Source organism: Mycobacterium haemophilum DSM 44634, assembly GCF_000340435.2.
GTDB classification, from domain to species: Bacteria; Actinomycetota; Actinomycetes; order Mycobacteriales; family Mycobacteriaceae; genus Mycobacterium; species Mycobacterium haemophilum.
In genome coordinates, this window is the sequence record NZ_CP011883.2 from 451,371 (window position 1) to 472,837 (window position 21,467).

The window sequence follows — 21,467 nt, forward strand, 5'->3', positions numbered from 1 at the left end:
CCGCGCTTAGTCCCCTTCGTCGTCGTCCTCGTCGCGCAGGAGTTTCTCGGGGTGCCAGTAGGTGTTGGTGCGGGGTTGGCCGTGGTCGAGGTGTGGGGGCGGTATCCATTCGGTGTCGCCGTGGGTGTTTTTGCGGGTGGTCCAGCCGCCGGGTTGCAGGAGGCGGTGTTGGGGGCCGCAGCCGAAGGTGAGGTTGTTGATGTCGGTGCTGCGGCAGGTGGCGTAGGGGATGGTGTGATGCACTTCGCAGTAGTAGCCGGGCACTGTGCATCCGGGCGCGGAGCAGCCACGGTCCTTGGCGTACAAGACGATTCGCTGTGCGGGGGAGGCGAGTCGCTTGGTGTGGTAGAGCGCCAGCGCCTTGCCTTTGTCGAAAATCGCCAGGTAGTGCCGGGCGTGGCGGGCTAGGCGGATGACATCACTCATGGGCAACAGGGTGCCGCCGCCGGTGAGGCCTTTGCCGGCGGCGGCCTCGAGCTCGGCCAGGGTGGTGGACACGATGATGGAGGCCGGTAGCCCATTGTGCTGGCCCAGTTTTCCCGAGCACAGCAGGGCGCGTAGCGCGGCAGTGAGGGCGTCGTGGTTGCGTTGGGCGGGGCTGCGGGTGTCTTTGTCGATGGCCTGTTGCGAAGGTGCGCCGTCCACACATGCGGTGTCATCGGTGGGGTTACACATGCCGGGCGCGGCCAGTTTGGCCAGCACAGCCTCCAGCGTGGCGCGGGCCTCGGGGGTCAGCCAGCCGTGCAGCGCCGTCATGCCGTCGGTCTGCTGGTTGCCTAAGGTTAAGCCGCGCCGCCGGCCGCGGTCGGTGTCGCTGTAGGTGCCGTCGGGATTGAGGCAGTCGGCGAGCCGATCGGCCAGCCCGGCCAATTGTTCGGGCCGAAACTGGGAGCCCAGTTTCGCGAGATGCGCTTCGGCGTGTTCGCGGGTTGCCGTATCGACCCAGCCGGGCAACCCGTGGCAGAACTTCCGAATCACCGTCACCTGACCGGCGCCGAGCTTCCCGGCGCGTTGTGCTGCGGCGGTCGCGGCCAAGACGGGTGGCAACGGTTCACCGGTCAAGCCCCGACGCGGCCCCAGATCGGCGGCCTCCCGGATACGCTTGGCGGCCTCGGCGCGGCTGATCAGCGTCCACTCAGCAATCGCATGCGAAAGCGTGCCGCCGAGCTCTTCGGGGGTGGCTTGGCGGGCAAGCTGATTGATCATTGGGTGTTCGACGGCAGGTATCCTGCGGCGCACCCGCTCCACCCGCTCCAACAACACCAACCACTCCCGGGCGCACAGCGCATCAAAATCCAGCGCGACCACACCATCGACGGCGGCATCCAACGCATCAAAGGCCGCCGTGATCGCCTCCCGATCCACGACCGCGCCACAACCCATGCCCCCGAAACTATCGGAGGCCACCGACAGAATCCCCGCCCGTGACCACTGATACCGAAGTGACACAAGTGATTTCATTGTGTCTCTGAACTTCCCTGGTTCTGGGAAGATGGCTATCGGTAGATGAACTAGCGCCATGGTCAATCGCCTGTGCCGCCAGATGCTGATCCAGACGTCTGCGAACCAACATAGTTCGCTCCGAACCTTCATCATCGAGGAAGGGGCGCTCGACTGTGCGCAGCTATCCGCCAGACCGTCGGCGAGGCCAAGCCGCCTATCTCGAGGCAAGCCTGCATCTGCGTGTCAGCGTGACCGACGAGCAGTTCACGACACGCCGCGCCGAGCGGCCAGCCCGCCACTTGGTCAAGTTCCACGGGTCAATCGACCAACCGGAGAAGATGTGCTCACGCGCAGCGACTACGCCCGGGCCGGAGCAGACCACTGGAATGCCTTGCCCGACTTCTTGGCACGTATCAATCCTGCAGGACCTAGCGGTGCGGAACCCGGCTGACGATAGCTGGCCATCGGCCCGCCCCCGGTGATTCGACGTTTAGTGCGCCGCCGGCAACCAGTTCGGTGCGCGACGTGTCTTTGAGGGTGACACCCGAGCGACTAAGTTTGCGGGCGCCGGCCACTAGTGCGGCGACGGTGACCGCGGCCGTGTGGTAGTCAAGTCCGTCGGGCGGGTGGATGTTCGAGATGCAGTTGCGGTCCGCGTCGGTGCGTCCTGGCGCCGGCAGGTGGGTCAGGTAGATGCCGAGGCTGTCGGCGACGGAAAGTCCCGGGCGTTCGCCGATGAGCACCAGCACTGTCGTGACGCCCAGGACTTGACCAATATGGTCACCGATCCCGACGCGCGCCTGGGTGGCGATCACCGGCGGGGCAACGCGGTAGCGGCCGTTAAATTCGCGCACCAGCGCGACGACCATGCCGGCGGCGTGCTCAGTCAGTGCCCGCGGGGAGAGCCCGTCGGCAAGGACGATGCCGATGTCGGCGCCGGTCGTCGGCAGAGCCGACAGGTCTGCGGGGATGCGACCAAGGTCGGGTCGGCGCAGGTACTCGTCACGCGAGGCGGCCCTACTGTGCACGCGCACGGGCACGCCGTGGCCGACGTTGCTGATCTGCTCGGTGAGGCAGTCAACGTCGAGGGGCTCATGGACGGCGTCCCGAGCGGCGGCATGAGCGGCGTTGAATTCCAGCACGCGTCGAGTCGGCAGCGAGTTTCCGGCACGGCCCAGTCCGATCCGGGCTGGGGTGGTGTTGCGCAGCACCGCCCAGGCGTCGTCCATCAACCCGCCGCCAGGGCCCGCAGCGGCGAGGTCGCCAGATCGATGGGCAGCATTCGGCCGTTGCTGTCGGCCATGCCCAGGCTCGCCAGCCACGCTTCGAACTCCGGCGCCGGACGCAACCCCAGCGCCTGCCGCACGTACAGCGCGTCATGAAATGACAGGCTTTGATAGCCGAGCATGATGTCGTCGGCACCGGGGACAGTGATGACGAAGGCAGCGCCGGCCACACCCAGCAGGGTGAGCAGCGTATCCATATCGTCCTGGTCGGCTTCGGCGTGATTGGTGTAGCAGACGTCAACGCCCATCGGTAGGCCAAGCAGTTTCCCGCAGAAATGATCCTCCAGCCCAGCGCGGATGATCTGCTTGCCGTCGTAAAGGTATTCCGGTCCGATAAATCCGACCACGGTGTTGATCAGCAGTGGCTGCAACGCTCGGGCTACCGCGTAGCTTCGCGCCTCCAACGTTTGCTGATCGACCGGCTTGCCGCCCACACCGAGATGCGCACCAGCGGACAGCGCCGAACCCTGCCCGGTCTCGAAATACATGACGTTGTCGCCGACCGTTCCGCGGTGCAGCGACCGTGCGGCTTCGTTGGCTTCCAACAACATAGGGATCGTCACACCGAAATTAGCGTTGGCGCCTTCGGTGCCCGCAATCGACTGGAACACCAGGTCCACCGGCACACCCTGGTCGATCAATTCCATGGTGGTCGTCACGTGGCACAGCACGCACGATTGGGTCGGGATGCTGAAGCGCTGCCGAATTTCGTCAAGAAGGTAGAGCAGCTCAGCCGTTGCTTGCGGCGAGTCGCTCGCCGGATTGATGCCGATCACCGCGTCGCCGCACCCCATCAGCAAGCCGTCGAGCGTCCCGGCTGCGATTCCGCGCGGGTCATCGGTCGGATGGTTGGGCTGCAGCCGGGTGGCGAGCCGGCCTGGCAACCCGACAGTAGTGCGGAAGGCCGCGGTCGCGGTTGCGGCGCCCGCCACCAGGATTAGGTCCTGGTTGCGCATCAGCTTTGATACCGCGGCGACCATCTCTGGGGTGAGGCCGGGAGCAATCGCGGCGATCCGTGTCGCGCTGTCGTCCCGCGCCGCGGTATCCAACAACCAGTCACGCAGACCGCCCACCGTTAAGGTGGCGATCGGGCGAAATGCTTCGTGATCATGGGTGTCAATGATGAGCCGGGTGACCTCATCGGTTTCGTAGGGCACCAGCAGATCGTGGAGAAACGTGGTCAGGGGTATGTCAGCAAGCGCCCATGCGGCCGCGGCACGTTCGGCGTCGGAAGCGGCGGCGCAACCAGCGAGCTGATCACCCGAGCGCAACGGTGTTGCTTTTGCCATCACGTCGACCAGGCCGTCGAAGGTGTACGTGGTGCCCGAGATAGTTTGCTGGTAGCTCATGTCAGTTTGCTCTCAGGGGCCGGTGTCAGCTGTATGGGCCGAAGTACAGCATGAATGCCGAGAATACCGCCAAATAGCACCGTGCCGTGCCTGAGCAGCGCCGGCGTCGTTAGCCATCCCGCCCTATTCTGGGAGCATCCAGAAACTCTGGGCCCGAGATTGGTGGAGACGCTGGATCGCTCGATGGGTGGACGCGGGTCTGTGATGGGAGCGGTGGGCAGGACTCGACTGACCACTGAAGTTGTTCGGCGTGCGAAAAGTCTTGGGGTCGAGGTGGTTTCCACCTTTTGCGAATCACAGCACTGGGCGTTGCAACGCCATATCGAGGCAAGGCCGGCAGCGCTAGCAGGTTGAGGGGATCTGCAGGTATGGATCAGGTATGGGCGAACCGCGCGGCTACCGCCGAAGCCGCCATCGCGCGCCGGCACCTGAAACGGCTCTGGGCGTTGCCGGGAACACAGCTGGGGGTGGTCTCGTGGCCGTCCAACCGGCGGGACCGGCTCTTCGCCACCTGGCACTACTGGTGGCAGGCGCAGCTGCTGGATTGCCTGGTCGATGCGCAGTTGCGCGACCCGCAGCCGGCCCGGCGCGCCCAGATCAACCGGCAAGTCCGGTCGCACCGGCTACGCAACAACGGGTCGTGGACCAACAACTATTACGACGACATGGCGTGGCTGGCGCTGGCGCTGGAACGTGCCGTCCGGATGGCCGGCGTCGGGCGTCGGCGCGCGCTGACCAAACTCAACGACCAGCTCGTCAAAGCGTGGGTGCCTGAGGACGGTGGCGGCATCCCGTGGCGCAAGCAAGATCAGTTTTTCAACGCACCCGCCAATGGGCCGGCGGGAATCTTCCTGGCCCGCTACGGAGACCGGCTGCGGCGGGCCGAGCAGATGGCCGACTGGATCGACCGCACCCTGATCGACCCGGAGACGCACCTGGTTTTCGATGGCATCAAGGCCGGCTCGCTGGCTTGTGCCCAGTACACCTACTGCCAGGGCGTGGTGCTGGGGCTCGAGACCGAGCTGGCGGCCCGCACCGACCCCGCCGCCGCGGCCCGACATGCGGCTCGGGTCCATCGTCTGGTCGCGGCCGTCGACAAGCACATGGCGCCGTCGGGGGTGCTGCGGGGCGCCGGTGGCGGGGACGGCGGCTTGTTCGCCGGCATCACCGCGCGATACCTCGCGCTGGTCGCCACCACACTGCCGGGTGACTCGGCCGACGACATCGCGGCCCGCCAGACCGCCCGCACGGTGGTGCTGTCGTCGGCGAAGTCGGCGTGGGACTACCGGCAATCGGTGAACGGACTGCCCGTGTTCGGGCCCTTTTGGGACCGTGACACCCAGCTACCCACGGCGGCCGGCGGGCAGGCACAGTTCGTCGGCGGTGCCGTGCATAGCTCCGAGGTCGCCGAGCGGGACCTGTCGGTGCAGCTGTCCGGGTGGATGCTGATGGAGGCCGCCTTTAGCGTCACCTAGTCTGGCTGTTGGCTGCCTGGCGCCGCGACCGGTAGCCGCGCCAGGCCGCGATTAGCGCCGGCAGCAGCGACACAAACAGAATGCCCAGGATGATTTTTTCCAAATTCTGGTGGACGAACCCCACGTTGCCCAGGAAGTAGCCGGTAACCGTGACGCCGCCGCCCCAGAGGACGCCGCCCACGATGTCGAACCCCAGATACAACGGATAGCGCATATAGGACACGCCGGCGATCACCGGGGTGAACGTCCGCACGAACGGCAAGAAACGGGCCAGGATGATCGCCCACGGCCCGTACTTCTCGAAAAAGGCGTGCGATTCGGTCACGTAGTGCTGTTTGAAGAAGCGCGAGTCTTCCTTCTTGAACAGCGCGGGGCCAATGCGGCGGCCGATGAAATACCCGGTCTGATCGCCTAACACCGCCACCACCGCGACGGCAGGGGCCAGCACCCAAATATCGAGCGTCCCCTTCGCGGCCAGCAGGCCGCCGGTGAACAGCAGTGATTCCCCAGGCAGCAGCGGGAACAGCAGGCCGGTTTCGACGAAGATGATGGCCAGGATGGTGGGCAGCACCGCGGATGCGAAAAGGCCCTGGGGACCGATCCAGAACATCGGGTCGAGGATGTGCGGCAAGGCCACGACGGCGGTGCTCATGACGTCACAACATACCGGTGACACTTGTCGGGCTGGGCACAAACGCCACCCAGACTGGCCGCGACGCCCAATTACGGTGTTGCGATACTGGGTAGACCCAGTTTTCAGGAGGAAGTTTCATGCCTATCGCAACACCGGAGATCTACGCCGAGATGTTGAGACGAGCCAAGGAGAACTCGTACGCCTTTCCGGCGATCAACTGTACGTCTTCGGAGACCGTCAACGCCGCCATCAAAGGCTTCGCTGACGCCGGCAGCGACGGCATCATCCAGTTCTCCACCGGTGGTGCGGAGTTCGCCTCCGGGCTCGGCGTCAAGGACATGGTGACCGGTGCGGTAGCGCTGGCGAAGTTCACCCGCACCATTGCGGCCAAGTACCCGATCAACGTCGCCCTGCACACCGACCACTGCCCCAAGGACAAACTGGACACTTACGTGCGCCCGCTGCTGGCGATCTCGGCTAGCAGGGTAGCCGCCGGTAAGGATCCGCTGTTCGGATCGCACATGTGGGATGGCTCTGCGGTACCGATCGATGAGAATCTGGCCATCGCCCAAGAGCTGCTGAAGGCCGCTGCGGCCGCCAAGATCATCCTTGAGGTCGAGATCGGCGTGGTCGGCGGCGAGGAAGACGGCGTGGTCGGCGAAATCAACGACAAGCTGTACACCACCCCGGAGGACTTCGTGAAGACCATCGATGCCCTGGGCGCCGGTGAACACGGCAGGTACCTGCTGGCGGCGACGTTTGGCAACGTGCACGGTGTCTACAAGCCCGGCAACGTCAAGCTGCGTCCCGACATCCTGGCCGAAGGCCAAAAGGTGGCAGCGGCCAAGCTCGGTCAGCCCGAGGGCTCGAAACCGTTCGACTTTGTGTTCCACGGCGGTTCCGGTTCGGAGAAGTCGGAGATCGAGGAGGCGCTGCGGTACGGCGTGGTGAAGATGAACGTCGACACCGACACCCAATACGCGTTCACCCGCCCAGTGGCCGGTCACATGTTCACCAACTACGACGGCGTGCTTAAAGTCGACGGCGATGTGGGCAACAAGAAGGTGTACGACCCGCGTAGCTATCTCAAGCAGGCCGAAGCATCGATGACCGAGCGAGTGATTGAGGCCTGCAACGACCTGCGTTGCGCGGGAAAGTCGGTGACGGCCAGCTGACTAGCCGCCCGGGCCATGCCCGAACGTGAAGCTGGCCGCACATTCGGCGACGACCGTGAAGCTGGCCGCACGTTCGACGACCAGGGGTCTTAGCCGCTCGGGGACTGGCAGATCTTCCACTGATCGTCGCGGAACTGCAGGTCGAGGCTGCGTGTCGAGCGGACCTGCGGGTCGTAGGCCATGAACGTGGTGATGTTTGCTTCGGCGTGTTGGCCGTTGACGACGATCTGGTCGATGCTGGCGATCACCGGATATTGTTTGGCCGCCGAAACTCGCCGGTACGTCTCGTCCCACGAACGCTCGTCGTACTCCACGTAGCCGTCGCGGGTGGTGCCGCAGGTAATGGAGCGCAACGTCGTCAGGTCGCCGGTTTGCACCGCGACATCAAAGCTCTGGATGGTGCGCCGAACCTGGTCTGCCGGCGAGGCTTTCACGTGTTTACCGCGGGTCAGCAGCACCGTGCCGAGGATTGCGATCGCCGCTAACGCCAACACGATCACGATCAGCGCCAGCACCCAGCCCCAATTGAAATGCCGCGATGTCCGCAACTTGGTCCCCGGTCGCGGTGGAATCGATTGCGGCACAGCAGCTTTCATGGGAATTCCGGGATGCTCCGGTGGGCCGGTCGGGGGCGGGTGGATGACTTCGGTCGCGGGATCCGGTGTGGTGGCAATGATGGCGGTCGCACTGGCGTCGAAGCCGGGTGCGGTGAAGCGACGCTCGTGCTGCTGTCCGTCCGGCTCGGCATCGTGGTCCGGCTCGGGTTTGGTGATCACCACCGTCTCGGTCTCGGAGTCGCTATGTGCCAGCGGGTAGCCCTCGGTGATCTCTTCACCGGGATTCGTGGCCGGGTCGTCGGCTGGGTCGTCCGTGGTTTCGGGTTGATCGGGCACGACGTCCTTATCGACAGCGCGTGGAGCGAACCCGGGGCGGTTTGGTGTGACGCCGCGGTCGGGCTCGGGTGCATTGGGCATGAGCGTTACTGTCCTCCCGCTATCGAGTCAGTATTCGGAGCTTAGCGACCCGGCCCGGATTGGGGCGTGGGCCGAGGTGCCGCACGCGCGGGCGACGAGGCGAACGGCAGAATAGAGACCATGACGTCAATGGGTGATCTCCTGGGGCCTGATCCGATCCTGCTACCTGGTGACAGCGCCGCCGAGGCGGAGCTGCGGGCGAACAAGGACCCGGGCACCGTTGCCGCCGCGCATCCGTCCGCGTCGGTGGCCTGGGCGGCACTGGCCGAAGGAGCGCTGGCCTCCGACGAGCCGCACAAGGCCATCACAGCCTACGCGTACGCCCGCACCGGCTACCACCGCGGTCTAGATCAGCTGCGCCGCAATGGCTGGAAAGGTTTTGGCCCGGTGCCGTATTCGCACGAACCGAACCGCGGCTTCCTGCGCTGCGTGGCGGCGTTGGCGCGGGCCGCTGACACCATCGGTGAGACCGACGAGTACCGACGCTGCCTGGATCTGCTTGACGATTGTGACTCCGCGGCCCGCAACGAGCTCGGGCTCTAGAAGGTTTCCGAGCAGTCACCGGCGCCGTCGGGGCACTCGATCTGCACGGTCGCGTGGTCCAGCCCACGAGCAGCCAGCACCGCCCGCGCGTCATGCAGCACCCGGGCGGAGTTGGCGTCGCTGGTCAGGTGCGCGGTGCACATGTCCTTGCCGGGTGAAAGTGTCCACACGTGCAAGTCGTGCACTTCGGTGACGCCGTCGACGGCGCCCAGTGCCGAACGCAGCTCCTCGACATCGATGTGGGCCGGCGACGATTCGGAAAGGATCCGCAACGCCGCCCGGGCCAGCGAGATCGCTCGTGGCAGCACCCACAGCGCCACCAGCACGGCGACCACCACGTCGGCGTAGGGCCAGTGCGTGGTGAGGGTGACAACACCGGCAATCAGCACACCGATGCTGCCCACGGTGTCCGCGACCACCTCCATATAGGCGCCCTTAACCGCCAGGCTGTCCTCCGCGTGCGAACGCAGCACCAGCGCCACCACGAAATTGGCGGCCAGGCCGGCCAGCGCCACCACCACCATCGGCATGCCCGGGACGGCGGGAGCCGTGCTGAGTCTTTCCACGGCCTCATAGAGGATGAACGCCGCGACCCCGATCAGCAGCGTGGCGTTGGCGACCGCGGTAAATACCTCGGCGCGATGCCAGCCGTAGGTGCGGGGAGGTGACGAGCTGCCACGTTTGGCCAGTACCACCGCGGCCAGCCCCATGAACACCGCAACCACGTCGGTCAGCATGTGCCCTGCGTCGGCGAGCAGTGCGATCGAGTTGATCAGCAACGCGGTGGTCAGCTCCACAACAAAGAACACCGCCAGGATCGCTGCGGCAACGATCATGCGGGGGATCATCCGAGACGCATCGGCCTCGGCGGGAGTGTGACTGTGCCCAGCGCCCATGACGTTGCAATATATGCGTGCCAACGCATGTATTGCAAGCGTTAGAACCAGCGGCTCCAGAAGCGGGTCAACGCATTGCCCACAGCCGCCAGCCAGTGGGGCACACCAGACAAGTCGAAGAGCCAGTCCACGATCACGAAGAGGAACTGGTTCAGGCCCGGTGCCAGCACGAGGAACAGCAGAATGAACACGGCGTACTGCTTTGCCGGTGCCACCGCACGCTGGGTCTCAGGACTCAGGTGGGGCTCTAAGGCGTCGTAACCGTCCAGGCCCGGGATCGGCAGCAGGTTCAGCACGACCGCCATGATCTGAAGAAGGCCCAGGAACGCCACCCCTGCCCACAAGACTGTGTGCGCAGGGTCGTAGTACACCCGGATCAGCACTAGCAGCAGCACCGCCAACACAAGGTTGGCCGCCGGGCCCGCCAAGCTGACCAGGGTGCGGCGGGTAGGCGTCATGAACCAGGTCCGCAAGTACACGGCGGCACCCGGCAGGCCGATCCCGCCCAGCACGATGAACAACATTGGTACCAGCAGTGAGAGCGCCGGATGGCTGTAGCGCCGCGGATCCAGCGTCAGGTAGCCGCGCACTGCGACATCGTGGTCACCGAATCGCCAGGCCGTCAGCGCGTGCCCGAATTCGTGCAAACACAGCGACACCAACCAGCCGGCGATCACGAAGATGAACACCCCGGCATATGCCAGTGGCCGCACGCTCGCCCCGGCGAGCCACGCCAGCACACCCCCGACGGCGGTCAGTCCGATCAGGGCCATAAAGATCGGGCTAGGTCGCACCGATTCGTGCCGAGCGGGAGAACTCACCGGTCGAAACTACCGGACCAGCAGCCAGCCTTCGACGTTGCGGTAGAGCGTCGATCGGCGCGCCGGACGGCCCGCTGGGACACCGTCACGGACCACGGCGACACCGGTGCTGCCCAGCTGCACCGCGCGGCCAGTGAGCCACCGGCGCCAGATACCGAGGCCAGTTCGCGGGCCATGCAACCTGGCTCGCAAGCCCGGCATGGCCAGCGTCGGCGCAATGCGCACGCCGGCGACATCGCCGTCGAACAGCGGGATGTCATCAACGACTGCCTCACCGTGCAGCGGTTGCCGGTCGTCGACCGGCAACCAATCGGCCTTGCCCACGATCACCGACCCGGTCTCGTCGCGGATCAGCGGCACCCGCGTGGCGGGACCGCGGCGAGCGCGTCGCGCCGCTCGGCGCCCGGCCGGAAGGTGATAGACCCGGGTCGCCGCGGTGCGGTGGCGCGGCACGTAAGCCACCTCAATGTCGAGCCGGTCGGCGCGCAACAGCCGGCCCAGCACCGCAGCCAGGTCGCCGTCGCCGCCAACGACAACCAGTCGGCGGTACCGGCCGATCGCCGCGTCGATGGCGACAATGTCGTCGGGACCATCGGCTCGGTGGGTGGACAGCGCGGTCAGGGCGTTCCATCGTTGTCGGGTTCGGTCGTCGCCGAACAGCAACACCGCCACGCTGGGGGCGCTATCGGCCGTGTTCAAGACGCTCCTCGTAAACCGCTGGGCTAGGGTTGATCACCGGCTGGACCACAATAAGCAGGCGTAAACAGGCGTAAACACGCGGGATTAGGTGGGAGCAAGTCATGCCGGCAATCGTCCTCATCGGCGCCCAGTGGGGTGACGAGGGCAAAGGTAAGGCCACAGACCTGCTCGGTGGCCGGGTGCAGTGGGTGGTGCGCTATCAGGGTGGCAATAACGCCGGGCACACCGTCGTCTTGCCTACCGGCGAGAACTTCGCACTGCATCTGATTCCGTCGGGGGTGCTGACGCCGGGGGTCACCAACGTCATCGGCAATGGTGTGGTGGTGGATCCCGGTGTGCTGCTCAGCGAACTGCAAGGCCTGGCAGACCGCGATGTCGACACCTCCCAGCTGCTGATTTCCGCCGATGCGCACCTGCTGATGCCCTACCACGTGGCCATCGACAAGGTCACCGAGCGTTACATGGGCAGCAAGAAGATCGGCACTACCGGCCGCGGCATCGGGCCCTGCTACCAGGACAAGATCGCCCGCATGGGGATACGGGTCGCCGATGTCTTAGACCCCGAGGAGCTGACCCACAAGATCGAGGCCGCGCTCGAGTTCAAAAACCAGGTGTTGGTCAAGATCTACAACCGCAAGGCGTTGGACCCGGCTCAGGTTGTCGAGACGCTGCTACAGCAGGCGCAGCAGTTTCGGCATCGCATCGCCGACACCCGGCTGCTGCTCAACGCGGCCCTCGAGGCCGGCGAGACGGTGTTGCTGGAAGGCTCGCAAGGTACCTTGCTCGACGTTGATCACGGCACCTACCCGTATGTGACGTCGTCGAATCCGACGGCGGGCGGCGCGGCGGTGGGCTCCGGTATCGGCCCGACCCGGATCGGCACCGTGCTGGGCATCCTCAAGGCCTACACCACTCGGGTGGGCTCCGGTCCGTTCCCCACCGAGCTGTTCGACGAGAACGGCGAATACTTGGCCAAGACCGGCGGCGAGATCGGCGTGACAACGGGACGACGGCGGCGCTGCGGGTGGTTCGATGCCGTGATCGCCCGCTACGCCACTCGGGTCAACGGGATCACCGACTACTTCCTGACCAAGCTTGACGTGCTGTCCAGCTTGGAAACGGTGCCGGTCTGCGTTGGCTATCAGATCGACGGCGTGCGCACCCACGACATGCCGATGACCCAAAGCGATCTCGCCCGTGCCGAGCCGATCTATGAGGAGCTGCCGGGCTGGTGGGAAGACATCTCGGCAGCACGGGAATTCGAGGACCTGCCCGCCAAAGCGCGCGACTACGTATTGAGGCTGGAAGAGCTTGCCGGGGCACAGGTTTCGTGCATCGGGGTCGGTCCGGGACGAGATCAGACTATTGTGCGTCGCGACGTTCTGCAGGGCCGCCCGTGACTCACTACTCGTTCCTGCGCCCCGAAGACCTACCTCCTGAAGACCCCGAATACCAACACCACGGCGGCTTTCCCGAATACGGGCCGGCTAACCCGGGTGCGGGTTTTCGCCGATTCGTGGCAACCATGCGCCGCTTGCAGGACCTGGCCGTGTCCGCTGACCCCAGCGACGAGGTATGGGACGACGCCGCCGACCGCGCCGCGGCGCTGGTTGAGTTGCTGGGCCCGTTTGCCGCCGATGAAGGCAACGCGCCGGCAGGGCGGACGCCGGACATGCCTGGCATGGGCAGTCTGCTGCTGCCGCCCTGGACGTTGACCCGATACGGCCCCGACGGTGTCGAAATGACCGGATATTTCACCCGATTTCACGTCGGGGGCAACCACGCGGTGCATGGCGGTGTGCTGCCGCTGGTGTTTGACCATATGTTCGGCATGATCTCGCATGCCGCTGGACGGCCGATCAGCCGGACGGCTTTCTTGCACGTGGACTACCGCCAGGTCACCCCGGTCGATGCGCTGTTGGTGATGCGGGGACGAGTCACCAGCACCGAGGGGCGCAAGGCGTTTGTGTCCGCAGAACTGGTCGACGCCGATGGGATACTGCTGGCCGAAGGCAACGGCCTGATGGTGCGGTTACTCGCCGGGCAGCCCTAAGGTGGACGTTTAGCCGGCCAATTATTGGTTCTGTGACGGCGGCACCACGATGATGGTCGCCCCCGGTATGGCCGCCAGGGTGGCGGCCAGGTTCGCCACGACGCCGGGCGGCAAACCCTCCGGTAAGCCGGGTATGGCCAACCCGGCGGCCGCTGCGGGGGCCGCGGGTGTGTTCGGTGCCGCTGGCCGCGCTGCCGCTGCGGCTGCGCCGGCCGAGTGGCCCCCAGCCGGGGTCGTCGCCGCGGGGGTCGACGGGGCGCCGCCCCGGACCGCAAGACCGGCCATGCCGCTGCCGACCAAACTCGCCAACGCGATGCCGGTATAGGGGTTGTCCGAGTCGTCTTGCACGATTATCGGGGGGGTGGTGCTGGGCAACATCGCCGCGATTCGGCGTACCGCCGGTGGAACGGCCCAGGTCTGGGGCACCGAAAGCCCGCCGACCGTGGCGGCTCGACCGGTAACCGCGGCTACCGATGGGCTATTCAACGGCAGGGAAGGAGCCTTCGCCACCGGCGATTCCCCGCCGGCAGCCGGCGGGTTCTGCTCAAGAGCCTGAGCTTTTTGCTGCTCATCGACTTCGTCGTGGCGAGTGGACTCGGTGAACTGCGCTGCCGCTATGCCCATGCTGCCAAGCGAAACAGCCACAGCTGCGAGCACCAGAAGGTCAAGATCCGCCAGAAGAGGCAAGTCCGTCACGTCTAGCGTCGGTGCCGCGGCGGCCGCTGCCGCGGCCGCCGGTGTCACCGCTTGGCTCGCCAGCGCCGCCGGGTCGCTGGTCTGCGGTGGCGAGGTGAACGGCGTCAACTCCGAGGCAGCTGCCGAGGAGCCCGCGTAGCTGTCCATTGCGGCGATATCCTGCGCCCACATTTCGCCGTATTGGGCTTCGACGGTCGCGATTGCCGGCGTGTTTTGGCCCAGGATATTGGTCTGGATCAGCGAGGTCACCATGCTGCGGTTGGCCGCGATTGCCGCCGGGGGCACTGTTGTCGAGTAGGCCGCCTCGTAGGCGCTCGCCGCAGCCAGCGCCTGGGCAGCGGCTTGCTCAGCCTGAGCGGCGGTAGTTCTCATCCACGCCACGTAGGGGGCCGCCGCGGCCGCCATCGACAGCGACGAGGGACCCCGCCATTGCTGGCTGATGAGCCCAGAAATCACCGAGTCGTAAGAAGCTGCAGTCGAGTTCAGTTCCGTTGCCAGCTTCTGCCAGGCTGTCGCCGCGGCCACCAGCGGCCCCGAGCCGGGGCCGGAATAAATTCTGCCGGAATTGATTTCCGGGGGCAGCGCCCCGAAATCCAGCATGGCTAGCCCCCTCCCAGGCCGACGGCGACCGCGTTGGCAGCCTCGGTGTCCGCATATGAGCCCGCGTTACATGCCAGCATGGCCACAAACTGGTCGTGAATCGCGGCAGCTTGAGCGCTAACCATCTGATACAGCTGGCCGTGGCTAGTGAACCGCGCCGCTGTCAGTGCCGACACCTCGTCGGCGGCGGCGGGTGCCACCTCGGTTGTCAGACCGGCCGCGGCCGCCTTGAGCGCGTTCATCGCCGAGCCGATGCTCGCCAAATCGCTTGCGGCCGTACTCAACATTTCCGGTTGTGTCGTCACGAAGGACATGAACTTCTCCTTAACGAACTTTCAGATCCGCGACGGGCCTCCCTTCGGTTAGCGGGTTTTCGGTGCTGGGGTTTTAGCCGGCTCGAACACCGAGCCAGGACGGGATCGGATATCGAAACGCAAACCACGTTGCGGATCGCTTGGCTGAGTCATCACTAGTCACTCACTGGCCTTTACCTCCTCGCCGGCACAGAAAGAGGGAGACTTCAGCAGAGTTGCACAAAAATACAAAAAATGAGCCGAGACGCGGCTTTCTCTTATGCGGGCCGCTTCGTTAGCGTCGGTTGGGAACGCCACCAGTCCCGCGCCAAGCGCCCCTATCCGTGACCAACATGCACGTTTGCCCCGGCTGCGGGACTTAATCGGCCGAGCGAGAGGGTGAGCTGGTGACTGACGGCTTGACCAGCAGCTGAGTACTGCCGCTGCCGACGCGGCCAAGAGCGCCTGGGTGGCACTGCGTGCTCAGCGGTTGTTGGCGTTCGAGCTGCAGGCCCGGGCCATTTTGGGCGTTCCGGTGGACACCATCATGGTCCGCTCCGGGCGTCTGGAATACGTGGCACTCACCTATTCCGTGCCGAAGTCACACGCAAGCAGTTCCATCAACAGGCCATCGCGATACCCACCCTGAGGGGTGCGCTCGTACTGCTGCAGCACACCCACTCGCCGGAATCCCACCTGCTCATAACAACGAATCGCGGCGACGTTATCCAGCGCCGGGTCGATCGTCACCCGGTGATGGCCGATATCAGTGAACAGCCAGCGCAGCAAGGTGCGCAGCGCATCGCTGCCGTAACCCCGACGGTGATAGTCGGGGTGAATGAACATGTCGATGCCCGCGAACCGAACAATCGGGGCGCATACCTCATGCCACTGAATCATGCCCACTACTTCGCCATCAGCGACGATTGTCATGATCTGGTGATCGGGTTTGGCCAGATCACCTTCGGGATCCGGCCAGCCACCGTCCCACCACCGGGCCACCTCGGCAGTGCTCAAAGCTTGGTGAAAGGTCGGTGCATCGCTAGTGGTCGAACGCCGCAACATCACACTGCCGCCGCGCAACTCGACGTCGCCGACCGGCCCTGACTGCATCACCACGACCTGCATCGTAATGTCAACGGCGGATCGGGATTGACCCGCCGCCAGGCAGGACGACGCGACGCGCCGTGGATATGCTCAGTGACGGGTTTGCCTTCTCGGGATCACTGGGGGGTGGTTCTCAGGCGTTGCTATCAGGAACCCTTAGAGGGTGGAAAGTACCAGGTAAAGCACCTATGAGCAGAGAGATGAACCGTCCCTACGCAGGAGACATCACACCACTGCAGGCATGGAAGATGCTCAGCGACAATCCGCACGCGGTGTTGGTCGATGTGCGCACCGACGCCGAATGGCGGTTCGTCGGGGTGCCCGACATGTCGAGTCTGGGCCGTGAGGTGGTGTACATCGAATGGAACACATCTGACGGGCAGCCAAACGAGAATTTCCTCGCTGAGTTGCAGGAGCGGATCCCGCCTGCGGACGTCGAGCAGGGGGAGCGTCCGGTGGTGTTCCTGTGTCGTTCGGGTAACCGTTCTATTGGCGCCGCGCAGGTCGCGACCGAGGCGGGGATCGCGCCGTCGTACAACGTGCTGGATGGCTTCGAGGGCCATCTCAATGCGGACGGTTACCGCGGTGAAACCGGTTGGCGGGCAGTTGGATTGCCGTGGAAGCAGCTATGATCCGCGATGAGGAGCGGCGCACATGACCGACGACGGCTCTGTTCGCACGCCCAAGGCGCTGCCGGACGGCATCAGCCAGGCAACCATGGGCGTGCGCGGGGGCCTGTTACGGTCTCAGTTCGAAGAAACCGCCGAGGCGATGTATTTGACGTCTGGCTACGTCTACGAGTCAGCGGCCGTTGCGGAAAAGTCGTTCACCGGCGAGCTGGACCACTTTGTGTACTCGCGTTACGGCAACCCCACCGTGACGATGTTCGAGGAACGGTTGCGCCTGATCGAGGGAGCCCCGGCGGCGTTCGCCACCGCGAGCGGTATGGCCGCGGTGTTCACTTCGCTAGGTGCGCTGCTGGCCGCCGGTGACCGGTTGGTCGCCGCGCGCAGCCTGTTTGGGTCATGTTTCGTGGTGTGCAATGAGATTCTGCCGCGATGGGGTGTCGAGACCGTCTTCGTCGACGGCGACGACCTCGCGCAATGGGAGCAAGCGCTCTCGGTGCCAACTCAAGCGGTGTTCTTTGAGACGCCATCGAATCCGATGCAGTCGCTGGTAGATATCGCCGCAGTGACTGAGCTGGCCCACGCCACTGGAGCAAAAGTTGTACTGGACAACGTTTTTGCTACACCACTGCTGCAGCAAGGCTTTCCGCTCGGGGCTGATGTGGTGGTCTACTCCGGTACTAAGCACATCGACGGTCAGGGGCGGGTGCTGGGTGGCGCCATTCTGGGCGACCGGGAGTATATCGACGGTCCGGTACAAAAGTTGATGCGCCACACCGGCCCAGCGATGAGCGCTTTCAATGCCTGGATATTGCTGAAAGGTCTTGAGACGCTTGCTATTCGGGTTGAGCACTGTAATTCTTCGGCGCACCGGATTGCGGAGTTTTTGCAGCGGCATCCGGCGGTGAGTTGGGTGCGCTATCCCTTTCTGGTGTCGCACCCGCAGTACGACCTGGCGAAACGCCAGATGTCGGGCGGTGGGACGGTGGTGACCTTTGCGCTTAACTCGCCGGAGAACGCCGCTAAGCAACGGGCTTTCGAGGTACTCGACAAGCTGCGGTTGATCGATATTTCCAACAACCTCGGCGACGCTAAATCGCTTATCACCCACCCCGCGACCACCACGCACCGGGCGATGGGCCCGGAGGGCCGCGCTGCGATTGGGCTCGGGGACGGTGTCGTCCGCATCTCCGTCGGCCTGGAAGACACCGACGATTTGATCGCTGATATCGATCAGGCTCTGAGCTAGTCGCGTGCTATACGGGTTCAGCGCGCGGTTGGGCGTCAGGAGACCGGGGCGTCACGTTCTTTGAGCAGCTCAGTGGGGTGCATAACAGTCACATTGTCAGCTTCCTGATTGCAGTAAACAGCCGCCATTGCTTCTGGCAGTCACTCGTTCTACGCGCTGGCCGCGGTCCCTGCTGTCGGGTCAACTGCGTGCCCGCGCTGGCCTCGACGGGACCAGCCGCGCCTGGCATACCCGTCAGGGACTTCGGAGACCCTGACGGCTGTCGTTCCTGAAAGTGTATTTGAATGGAAGCCCGCCTCGACCAGTCGCCAAAAGACGGTCTTGGAACTGCACCAGACCATCATTGAAATACGCGATGCCTTATCTGTTTCTAAGGCCCTACTTTCGTGAGATCTCCCTGGAGGAGGAAGCTCGGTTTGTCGACCGATACGTGGTGCCCACCGGTCAGCGTGACGCAGCTATCCAGGCGTTGCAGATCGCTAAAGCGGTCCACGCGAAAGGAACTGGGGCTAGACCAGAGCCGATAGACGCAGCGATGGTCCGCATGTCATGCGCGACCGACCTTGGCCAAGAGACAGCGGAGCTGATACAACTTTGTCAATGGTGGCCGAGTGCCCAGGCCGCGATTCATCAACCCATCCCGGAACATCCTGAAAGAGTAGGTGGTTCATGATGACCAAAACCAGCCCCCACGCCTCTGTCCTGCCGCGTCCACGGTTCCGGCTACCCGTCATGGGCGACCTTCTCACTTTGAATTTCAGAGAACCCGTTATGGGAACAGCCAGAGAAATGGACGCCTATGGCGGCATCGTTGACGATGGGAAAAACACGTCGGGCATGTGCTGCTGAACATGCGATCGCTCGCCGGTGACGGGCTGTTTACCGCCTTCAATGATGAACCCAATTGGAGTAAAGCGCATAACATCCTGATGCCCGCATTCACGAAAGCCGCCATGGCGTCCTACCACGCCAGCATGCTGGACACTGCCGGCGAATTAGTCAGTACCTGGTCGCAGCATGCCGCCGACGGGACTTGGGTGGACATCCCAGGCGAGGCCAATCGTCTGACCACCGAGATGGTGGCGCGCGCCGGCTTAGGGTATTCCTTCACCAAGCTGAGCGACACCAGCGAAAGCCCGTTCAACACAGCCTTCTTGCGTGGGCTGAAGTACGCAATAGGCAAAGTTCGTACCGACGCCCTTCCTCTCTATGAGCAGCTGCTGGGCCGGCGCGGCCGCAACCAGCACCAACGCGACACGCAATACCTGCGCGAGCAGGTCGCTGCCATCATCGAGGCTCGCCGCAACAGCGATAGTCGCGACGATGCCGCCAAAGACATGCTCGATATCATGCTGCACGAAACAGATCCCGACACAGGCGAACGCCTAGATGAGGCCAACATCGTCAACCAGGTTATGACCTTGCTCATCGCCGGTAGTGAAACGTCCGCCAACACTATCGCCTTTGCACTGCACTACCTCTCGACCAATCCGGGCATGGCTGCCGCAGCACGTGCCGAGGTGGACCAGCGCTGGCCAGGCCGGGACATCCCCGAGGTATCGTTCGATGACGTTGCCAAACTGCGCTATCTACGCCGGATCGTTGACGAGACGCTGCGCATATGGCCAATTGCACCAGGGTATTTCCGATAGGCCAAGACCGACACCACGCTCGGGGAAGGACGTTACCGATTCACAGCGGGGGATCGGGTATTTGTCTTCCTAGTAGCAGCCCACCGTGACCGCCCCTGGGGAGACGATGCCGACCAGTTCAACCCAGACCGATTTCTCCCCGAGAACATCCGCAAACTACCACCCCGCATTTACAAGCCGTTCGGCACCGGTTCGCGGGCATGCATCGGCAGGCAGTTCGCCCTCCATGAAATCCTGCTGACGCTAGCGATGATTCTGCACCAATTCACCTTGGAGCCATACCCGGGTTACCAACTTCAGGTGTCAGAGACAGTGTCACTCAAACCCAAGGATCTGCGCCTACGCCTTCACCGTCGCCCCTGATCCTTCGCGTTAACTCGGGGGAAAAGCGCCTACGGCGCGGCGGATATGACTGGGATACCCTGTAGGACAAAACTATTCGTCACGCTGGAACCCGGCGACCGTTAGCCGGCGGCCGATTGTTCGGCGTGTTCGGCTTCTTCGGCGGCGGCAAGAACGCCTTGCGCCTGCGTGTGTTGCTCCATCCAGTTCATGACCAGTCTGGCGTAGATCATCTGACTGGTAATGGCCATCTGGCCGCGAGTGCGACCCAAGAAGGAGATCCCCCAGGCGAACAGGGCGGCGATCCGGTTCCGATGGCCGATCAGGTAGTACAGGTGCAGCACCAGCCACGCCAACCAAGCGATGAAGCCGGCGAACTCCAACTTGCCGACCTGCGCGACCGCGCTGTATCGGGAGATCGTCGCCATGCTGCCCTTGTTGAAATACTTGAACGGCTTACGATTGGCCGGATCGTCGTGGCCTTTCACCGCGTGCTTGATCACTGTGGTGGCGTAGTGCGCCCCCTGAATCGCCCCCTGCGCCATTCCCGGTACACCGGGCACCGACATCTGATCGCCGATCACAAAGACGTGCGGGTGTCCCTTGACGGTGAGGTCGGGCTCCACGATCACCCGTCCGGCGCGGTCGATTTCGGTGCCATCGGACTGCTCGGCGATCATCTTGCCCAGCGGGCTGGCGGCCACGCCCGCGGCCCACACCTTGCACGCGCATTCGATGCGGCGTTCACCGCCGCCCTTATCTTTGATGGTGATGCCTTTGTAGTCGACGGCGGTCACCGTCGCGTTGAGCTGGACTTCGACATCCATCTTTTCCAGCCGGCGCTGCGCCTTGTTACCCAGCTTTTCTCCCATCGGCGGCAGCACCAAGGGCGCGGCGTCGAGCAAGACCACCCGGCACTGACTGGGCGTAATGGTCCGAAATGCCCCAGCCAGAGTTCGTTCGGCGAGTTCGACGATCTGTCCGGCCACCTCGACGCCGGTCGGTCCGGCGCCGACGACCACGAACGTCAGCCGGCGTTCCCGCTCGGCCGGATCGGTGGCGACCTCGGCGGCCTCGAACGCGCCGAGGATGCGACCGCGCAGCTCCAGGGCATCGTCGATGGTCTTCATGCCGGGCGCGAAGGTGGCGAACTCGTCGTTGCCGAAGTACGACTGCTGCGCGCCGGCGGCCACGATGAGGCTGTCGTAGGGTGTTACCGTCTCCATGTCGATCAATTTCGATGTGACCGTCTTCGCGTTCAGGTCGATGGCGTTGACCTCACCCAGCAGCACCCGGACATTCTTTTGTTTACGCAGGATCAGCCGGGTGGTCGGGGCGATATCTCCTTCGGACAAGATCCCGGTGGCCACTTGATACAGCAGCGGCTGGAACAGATGAGTGGTTGTCTTCGAGATGAGGGTGATGTCAACGTCGGTCCGGTTGAGCGCCTTGGCCGCATTCAGGCCGCCAAATCCGCTTCCGATGATGACGACGCGGTGGTGACTAGTGACAGCCGAGGGCTCGCTGGATGGGCGCGACATGCTTCTCCTTTTC

Annotated in this window: 20 protein-coding genes and 2 pseudogenes; 10 read left to right on the forward strand and 12 right to left on the reverse strand. The window is 64.3% G+C overall.

The features are described 5' to 3' along the window. Positions 1 to 6: 6 nt before the first annotated feature. The 3 genes from B586_RS02090 to B586_RS02100 form a co-directional block, all read right to left on the reverse strand. A complete protein-coding gene (locus B586_RS02090) occupies positions 7 to 1,383 on the reverse strand; it encodes an HNH endonuclease signature motif containing protein (protein ID WP_054878843.1) in 1,377 nt (458 codons plus the stop codon). Between the two features lie 488 nt (positions 1,384 to 1,871). Continuing rightward, complete coding sequence (gene eutC / locus B586_RS02095; protein ID WP_047313752.1) at positions 1,872 to 2,672, reverse strand: ethanolamine ammonia-lyase subunit EutC; 801 nt, start codon at positions 2,670 to 2,672, stop codon at positions 1,872 to 1,874. Continuing rightward, on the reverse strand, positions 2,672 to 4,078 hold the full coding sequence (locus tag B586_RS02100) for an ethanolamine ammonia-lyase subunit EutB (RefSeq protein ID WP_047313751.1): 1,407 nt from the start codon (positions 4,076 to 4,078) through the stop codon (positions 2,672 to 2,674). Before B586_RS02100 ends, eutC begins: the two co-directional genes overlap by 1 nt. A 368-nt stretch (positions 4,079 to 4,446) precedes the next feature. On the opposite strand from B586_RS02100, the gene B586_RS02105 reads away from it, so the two are divergent. After that, a complete protein-coding gene (locus B586_RS02105; RefSeq protein ID WP_054878842.1) occupies positions 4,447 to 5,553 on the forward strand; it encodes a glycoside hydrolase family 76 protein in 1,107 nt (368 codons plus the stop codon). On the opposite strand, the gene B586_RS02110 is transcribed toward B586_RS02105, so the two are convergent. Next, positions 5,546 to 6,205, reverse strand: coding sequence for a DedA family protein (locus B586_RS02110; RefSeq protein ID WP_054878841.1), 660 nt, complete (start codon positions 6,203 to 6,205; stop codon positions 5,546 to 5,548). The genes B586_RS02105 and B586_RS02110 overlap by 8 nt on opposite strands. A 119-nt stretch (positions 6,206 to 6,324) precedes the next feature. Between B586_RS02110 and fbaA the strand changes: the two genes are divergently transcribed. Then, the gene (fbaA, locus tag B586_RS02115; protein WP_047313748.1) at positions 6,325 to 7,362 is read left to right on the forward strand and encodes a class II fructose-bisphosphate aldolase; all 1,038 of its coding nucleotides are present in this window, start codon (positions 6,325 to 6,327) and stop codon (positions 7,360 to 7,362) included. A gap of 89 nt (positions 7,363 to 7,451) precedes the next feature. Here fbaA and B586_RS02120 read toward each other — a convergent pair whose 3' ends face one another. Then, complete coding sequence (locus B586_RS02120) at positions 7,452 to 8,336, reverse strand: Rv0361 family membrane protein (RefSeq protein ID WP_054878840.1); 885 nt, start codon at positions 8,334 to 8,336, stop codon at positions 7,452 to 7,454. Positions 8,337 to 8,456: 120 nt separating this feature from the next. On the opposite strand from B586_RS02120, the gene B586_RS02125 reads away from it, so the two are divergent. Beyond that, the gene (locus tag B586_RS02125; RefSeq protein WP_047313821.1) at positions 8,457 to 8,879 is read left to right on the forward strand and encodes a DUF3151 domain-containing protein; all 423 of its coding nucleotides are present in this window, start codon (positions 8,457 to 8,459) and stop codon (positions 8,877 to 8,879) included. Here the strand turns inward: B586_RS02125 and B586_RS02130 are convergent. Genes B586_RS02130 through B586_RS02140 form a run of 3 tightly spaced genes read right to left on the reverse strand, consistent with a single transcriptional unit; the run spans position 8,876 to position 11,295 of the window. After that, the gene (locus B586_RS02130; RefSeq protein WP_054878839.1) at positions 8,876 to 9,775 is read right to left on the reverse strand and encodes a cation diffusion facilitator family transporter; all 900 of its coding nucleotides are present in this window, start codon (positions 9,773 to 9,775) and stop codon (positions 8,876 to 8,878) included. The two genes, B586_RS02125 and B586_RS02130, sit on opposite strands and share 4 nt — an antisense overlap. Before the next feature lie 41 nt (positions 9,776 to 9,816). Then, positions 9,817 to 10,548, reverse strand: a complete 732-nt coding sequence (locus B586_RS02135; RefSeq protein ID WP_156166314.1) for a site-2 protease family protein — start codon at positions 10,546 to 10,548, stop codon at positions 9,817 to 9,819. Positions 10,549 to 10,605: 57 nt separating this feature from the next. Continuing rightward, positions 10,606 to 11,295 carry a diacylglycerol kinase catalytic domain-containing protein gene (locus tag B586_RS02140; RefSeq protein ID WP_054878838.1) on the reverse strand — a complete coding sequence of 230 codons (690 nt, stop codon included), beginning with the start codon at positions 11,293 to 11,295 and terminating at the stop codon, positions 10,606 to 10,608. 101 nt (positions 11,296 to 11,396) lie between these two features. Between B586_RS02140 and B586_RS02145 the strand changes: the two genes are divergently transcribed. Both B586_RS02145 and B586_RS02150 read left to right on the forward strand, forming a co-directional pair. Beyond that, positions 11,397 to 12,695 carry an adenylosuccinate synthase gene (locus B586_RS02145; protein ID WP_047313743.1) on the forward strand — a complete coding sequence of 433 codons (1,299 nt, stop codon included), beginning with the start codon at positions 11,397 to 11,399 and terminating at the stop codon, positions 12,693 to 12,695. 14 nt (positions 12,696 to 12,709) lie between these two features. Beyond that, on the forward strand, positions 12,710 to 13,348 hold the full coding sequence (locus tag B586_RS02150) for a PaaI family thioesterase (RefSeq protein WP_276012038.1): 639 nt from the start codon (positions 12,710 to 12,712) through the stop codon (positions 13,346 to 13,348). 21 nt (positions 13,349 to 13,369) lie between these two features. Here B586_RS02150 and B586_RS02155 read toward each other — a convergent pair whose 3' ends face one another. Both B586_RS02155 and B586_RS02160 read right to left on the reverse strand, forming a co-directional pair. Beyond that, the gene (locus B586_RS02155) at positions 13,370 to 14,644 is read right to left on the reverse strand and encodes a PPE family protein (protein ID WP_054878837.1); all 1,275 of its coding nucleotides are present in this window, start codon (positions 14,642 to 14,644) and stop codon (positions 13,370 to 13,372) included. Positions 14,645 to 14,646: 2 nt separating this feature from the next. After that, positions 14,647 to 14,958: a PE family protein gene (locus B586_RS02160; protein ID WP_047313740.1), complete on the reverse strand. Its 312-nt coding sequence runs from the start codon at positions 14,956 to 14,958 to the stop codon at positions 14,647 to 14,649. Positions 14,959 to 15,391: 433 nt separating this feature from the next. Here B586_RS02160 and B586_RS21755 point away from each other — a divergent pair. Further along, positions 15,392 to 15,499 (forward strand): annotated as a pseudogene (locus B586_RS21755) (hypothetical protein); the annotation flags it as partial. Positions 15,500 to 15,522: 23 nt separating this feature from the next. On the opposite strand, the gene B586_RS02165 reads toward B586_RS21755, so the two are convergent. Next, positions 15,523 to 16,050, reverse strand: coding sequence for a GNAT family N-acetyltransferase (locus tag B586_RS02165; protein ID WP_082607711.1), 528 nt, complete (start codon positions 16,048 to 16,050; stop codon positions 15,523 to 15,525). A gap of 182 nt (positions 16,051 to 16,232) precedes the next feature. Between B586_RS02165 and B586_RS02170 the strand changes: the two genes are divergently transcribed. The 4 genes and pseudogenes from B586_RS02170 to B586_RS02180 all read left to right on the forward strand — a co-directional run bounded on the left by B586_RS02170 (position 16,233) and on the right by B586_RS02180 (position 19,934). Beyond that, complete coding sequence (locus B586_RS02170) at positions 16,233 to 16,676, forward strand: rhodanese-like domain-containing protein (protein ID WP_047313739.1); 444 nt, start codon at positions 16,233 to 16,235, stop codon at positions 16,674 to 16,676. 22 nt (positions 16,677 to 16,698) lie between these two features. After that, a complete protein-coding gene (locus B586_RS02175) occupies positions 16,699 to 17,919 on the forward strand; it encodes an O-succinylhomoserine sulfhydrylase (RefSeq protein ID WP_047313738.1) in 1,221 nt (406 codons plus the stop codon). Positions 17,920 to 18,274: 355 nt separating this feature from the next. Continuing rightward, entirely contained in the window at positions 18,275 to 18,592 is a 318-nt protein-coding gene (locus B586_RS22665; protein WP_368859899.1) for a DUF6545 domain-containing protein, read from the forward strand. Positions 18,593 to 18,770: 178 nt separating this feature from the next. Next, a pseudogene (locus B586_RS02180) lies at positions 18,771 to 19,934 on the forward strand (cytochrome P450). Between the two features lie 101 nt (positions 19,935 to 20,035). Here B586_RS02180 and B586_RS02185 read toward each other — a convergent pair. Continuing rightward, a complete protein-coding gene (locus tag B586_RS02185; protein ID WP_054878834.1) occupies positions 20,036 to 21,454 on the reverse strand; it encodes an NAD(P)/FAD-dependent oxidoreductase in 1,419 nt (472 codons plus the stop codon). Between the last annotated feature and the right edge of the window lie 13 nt (positions 21,455 to 21,467).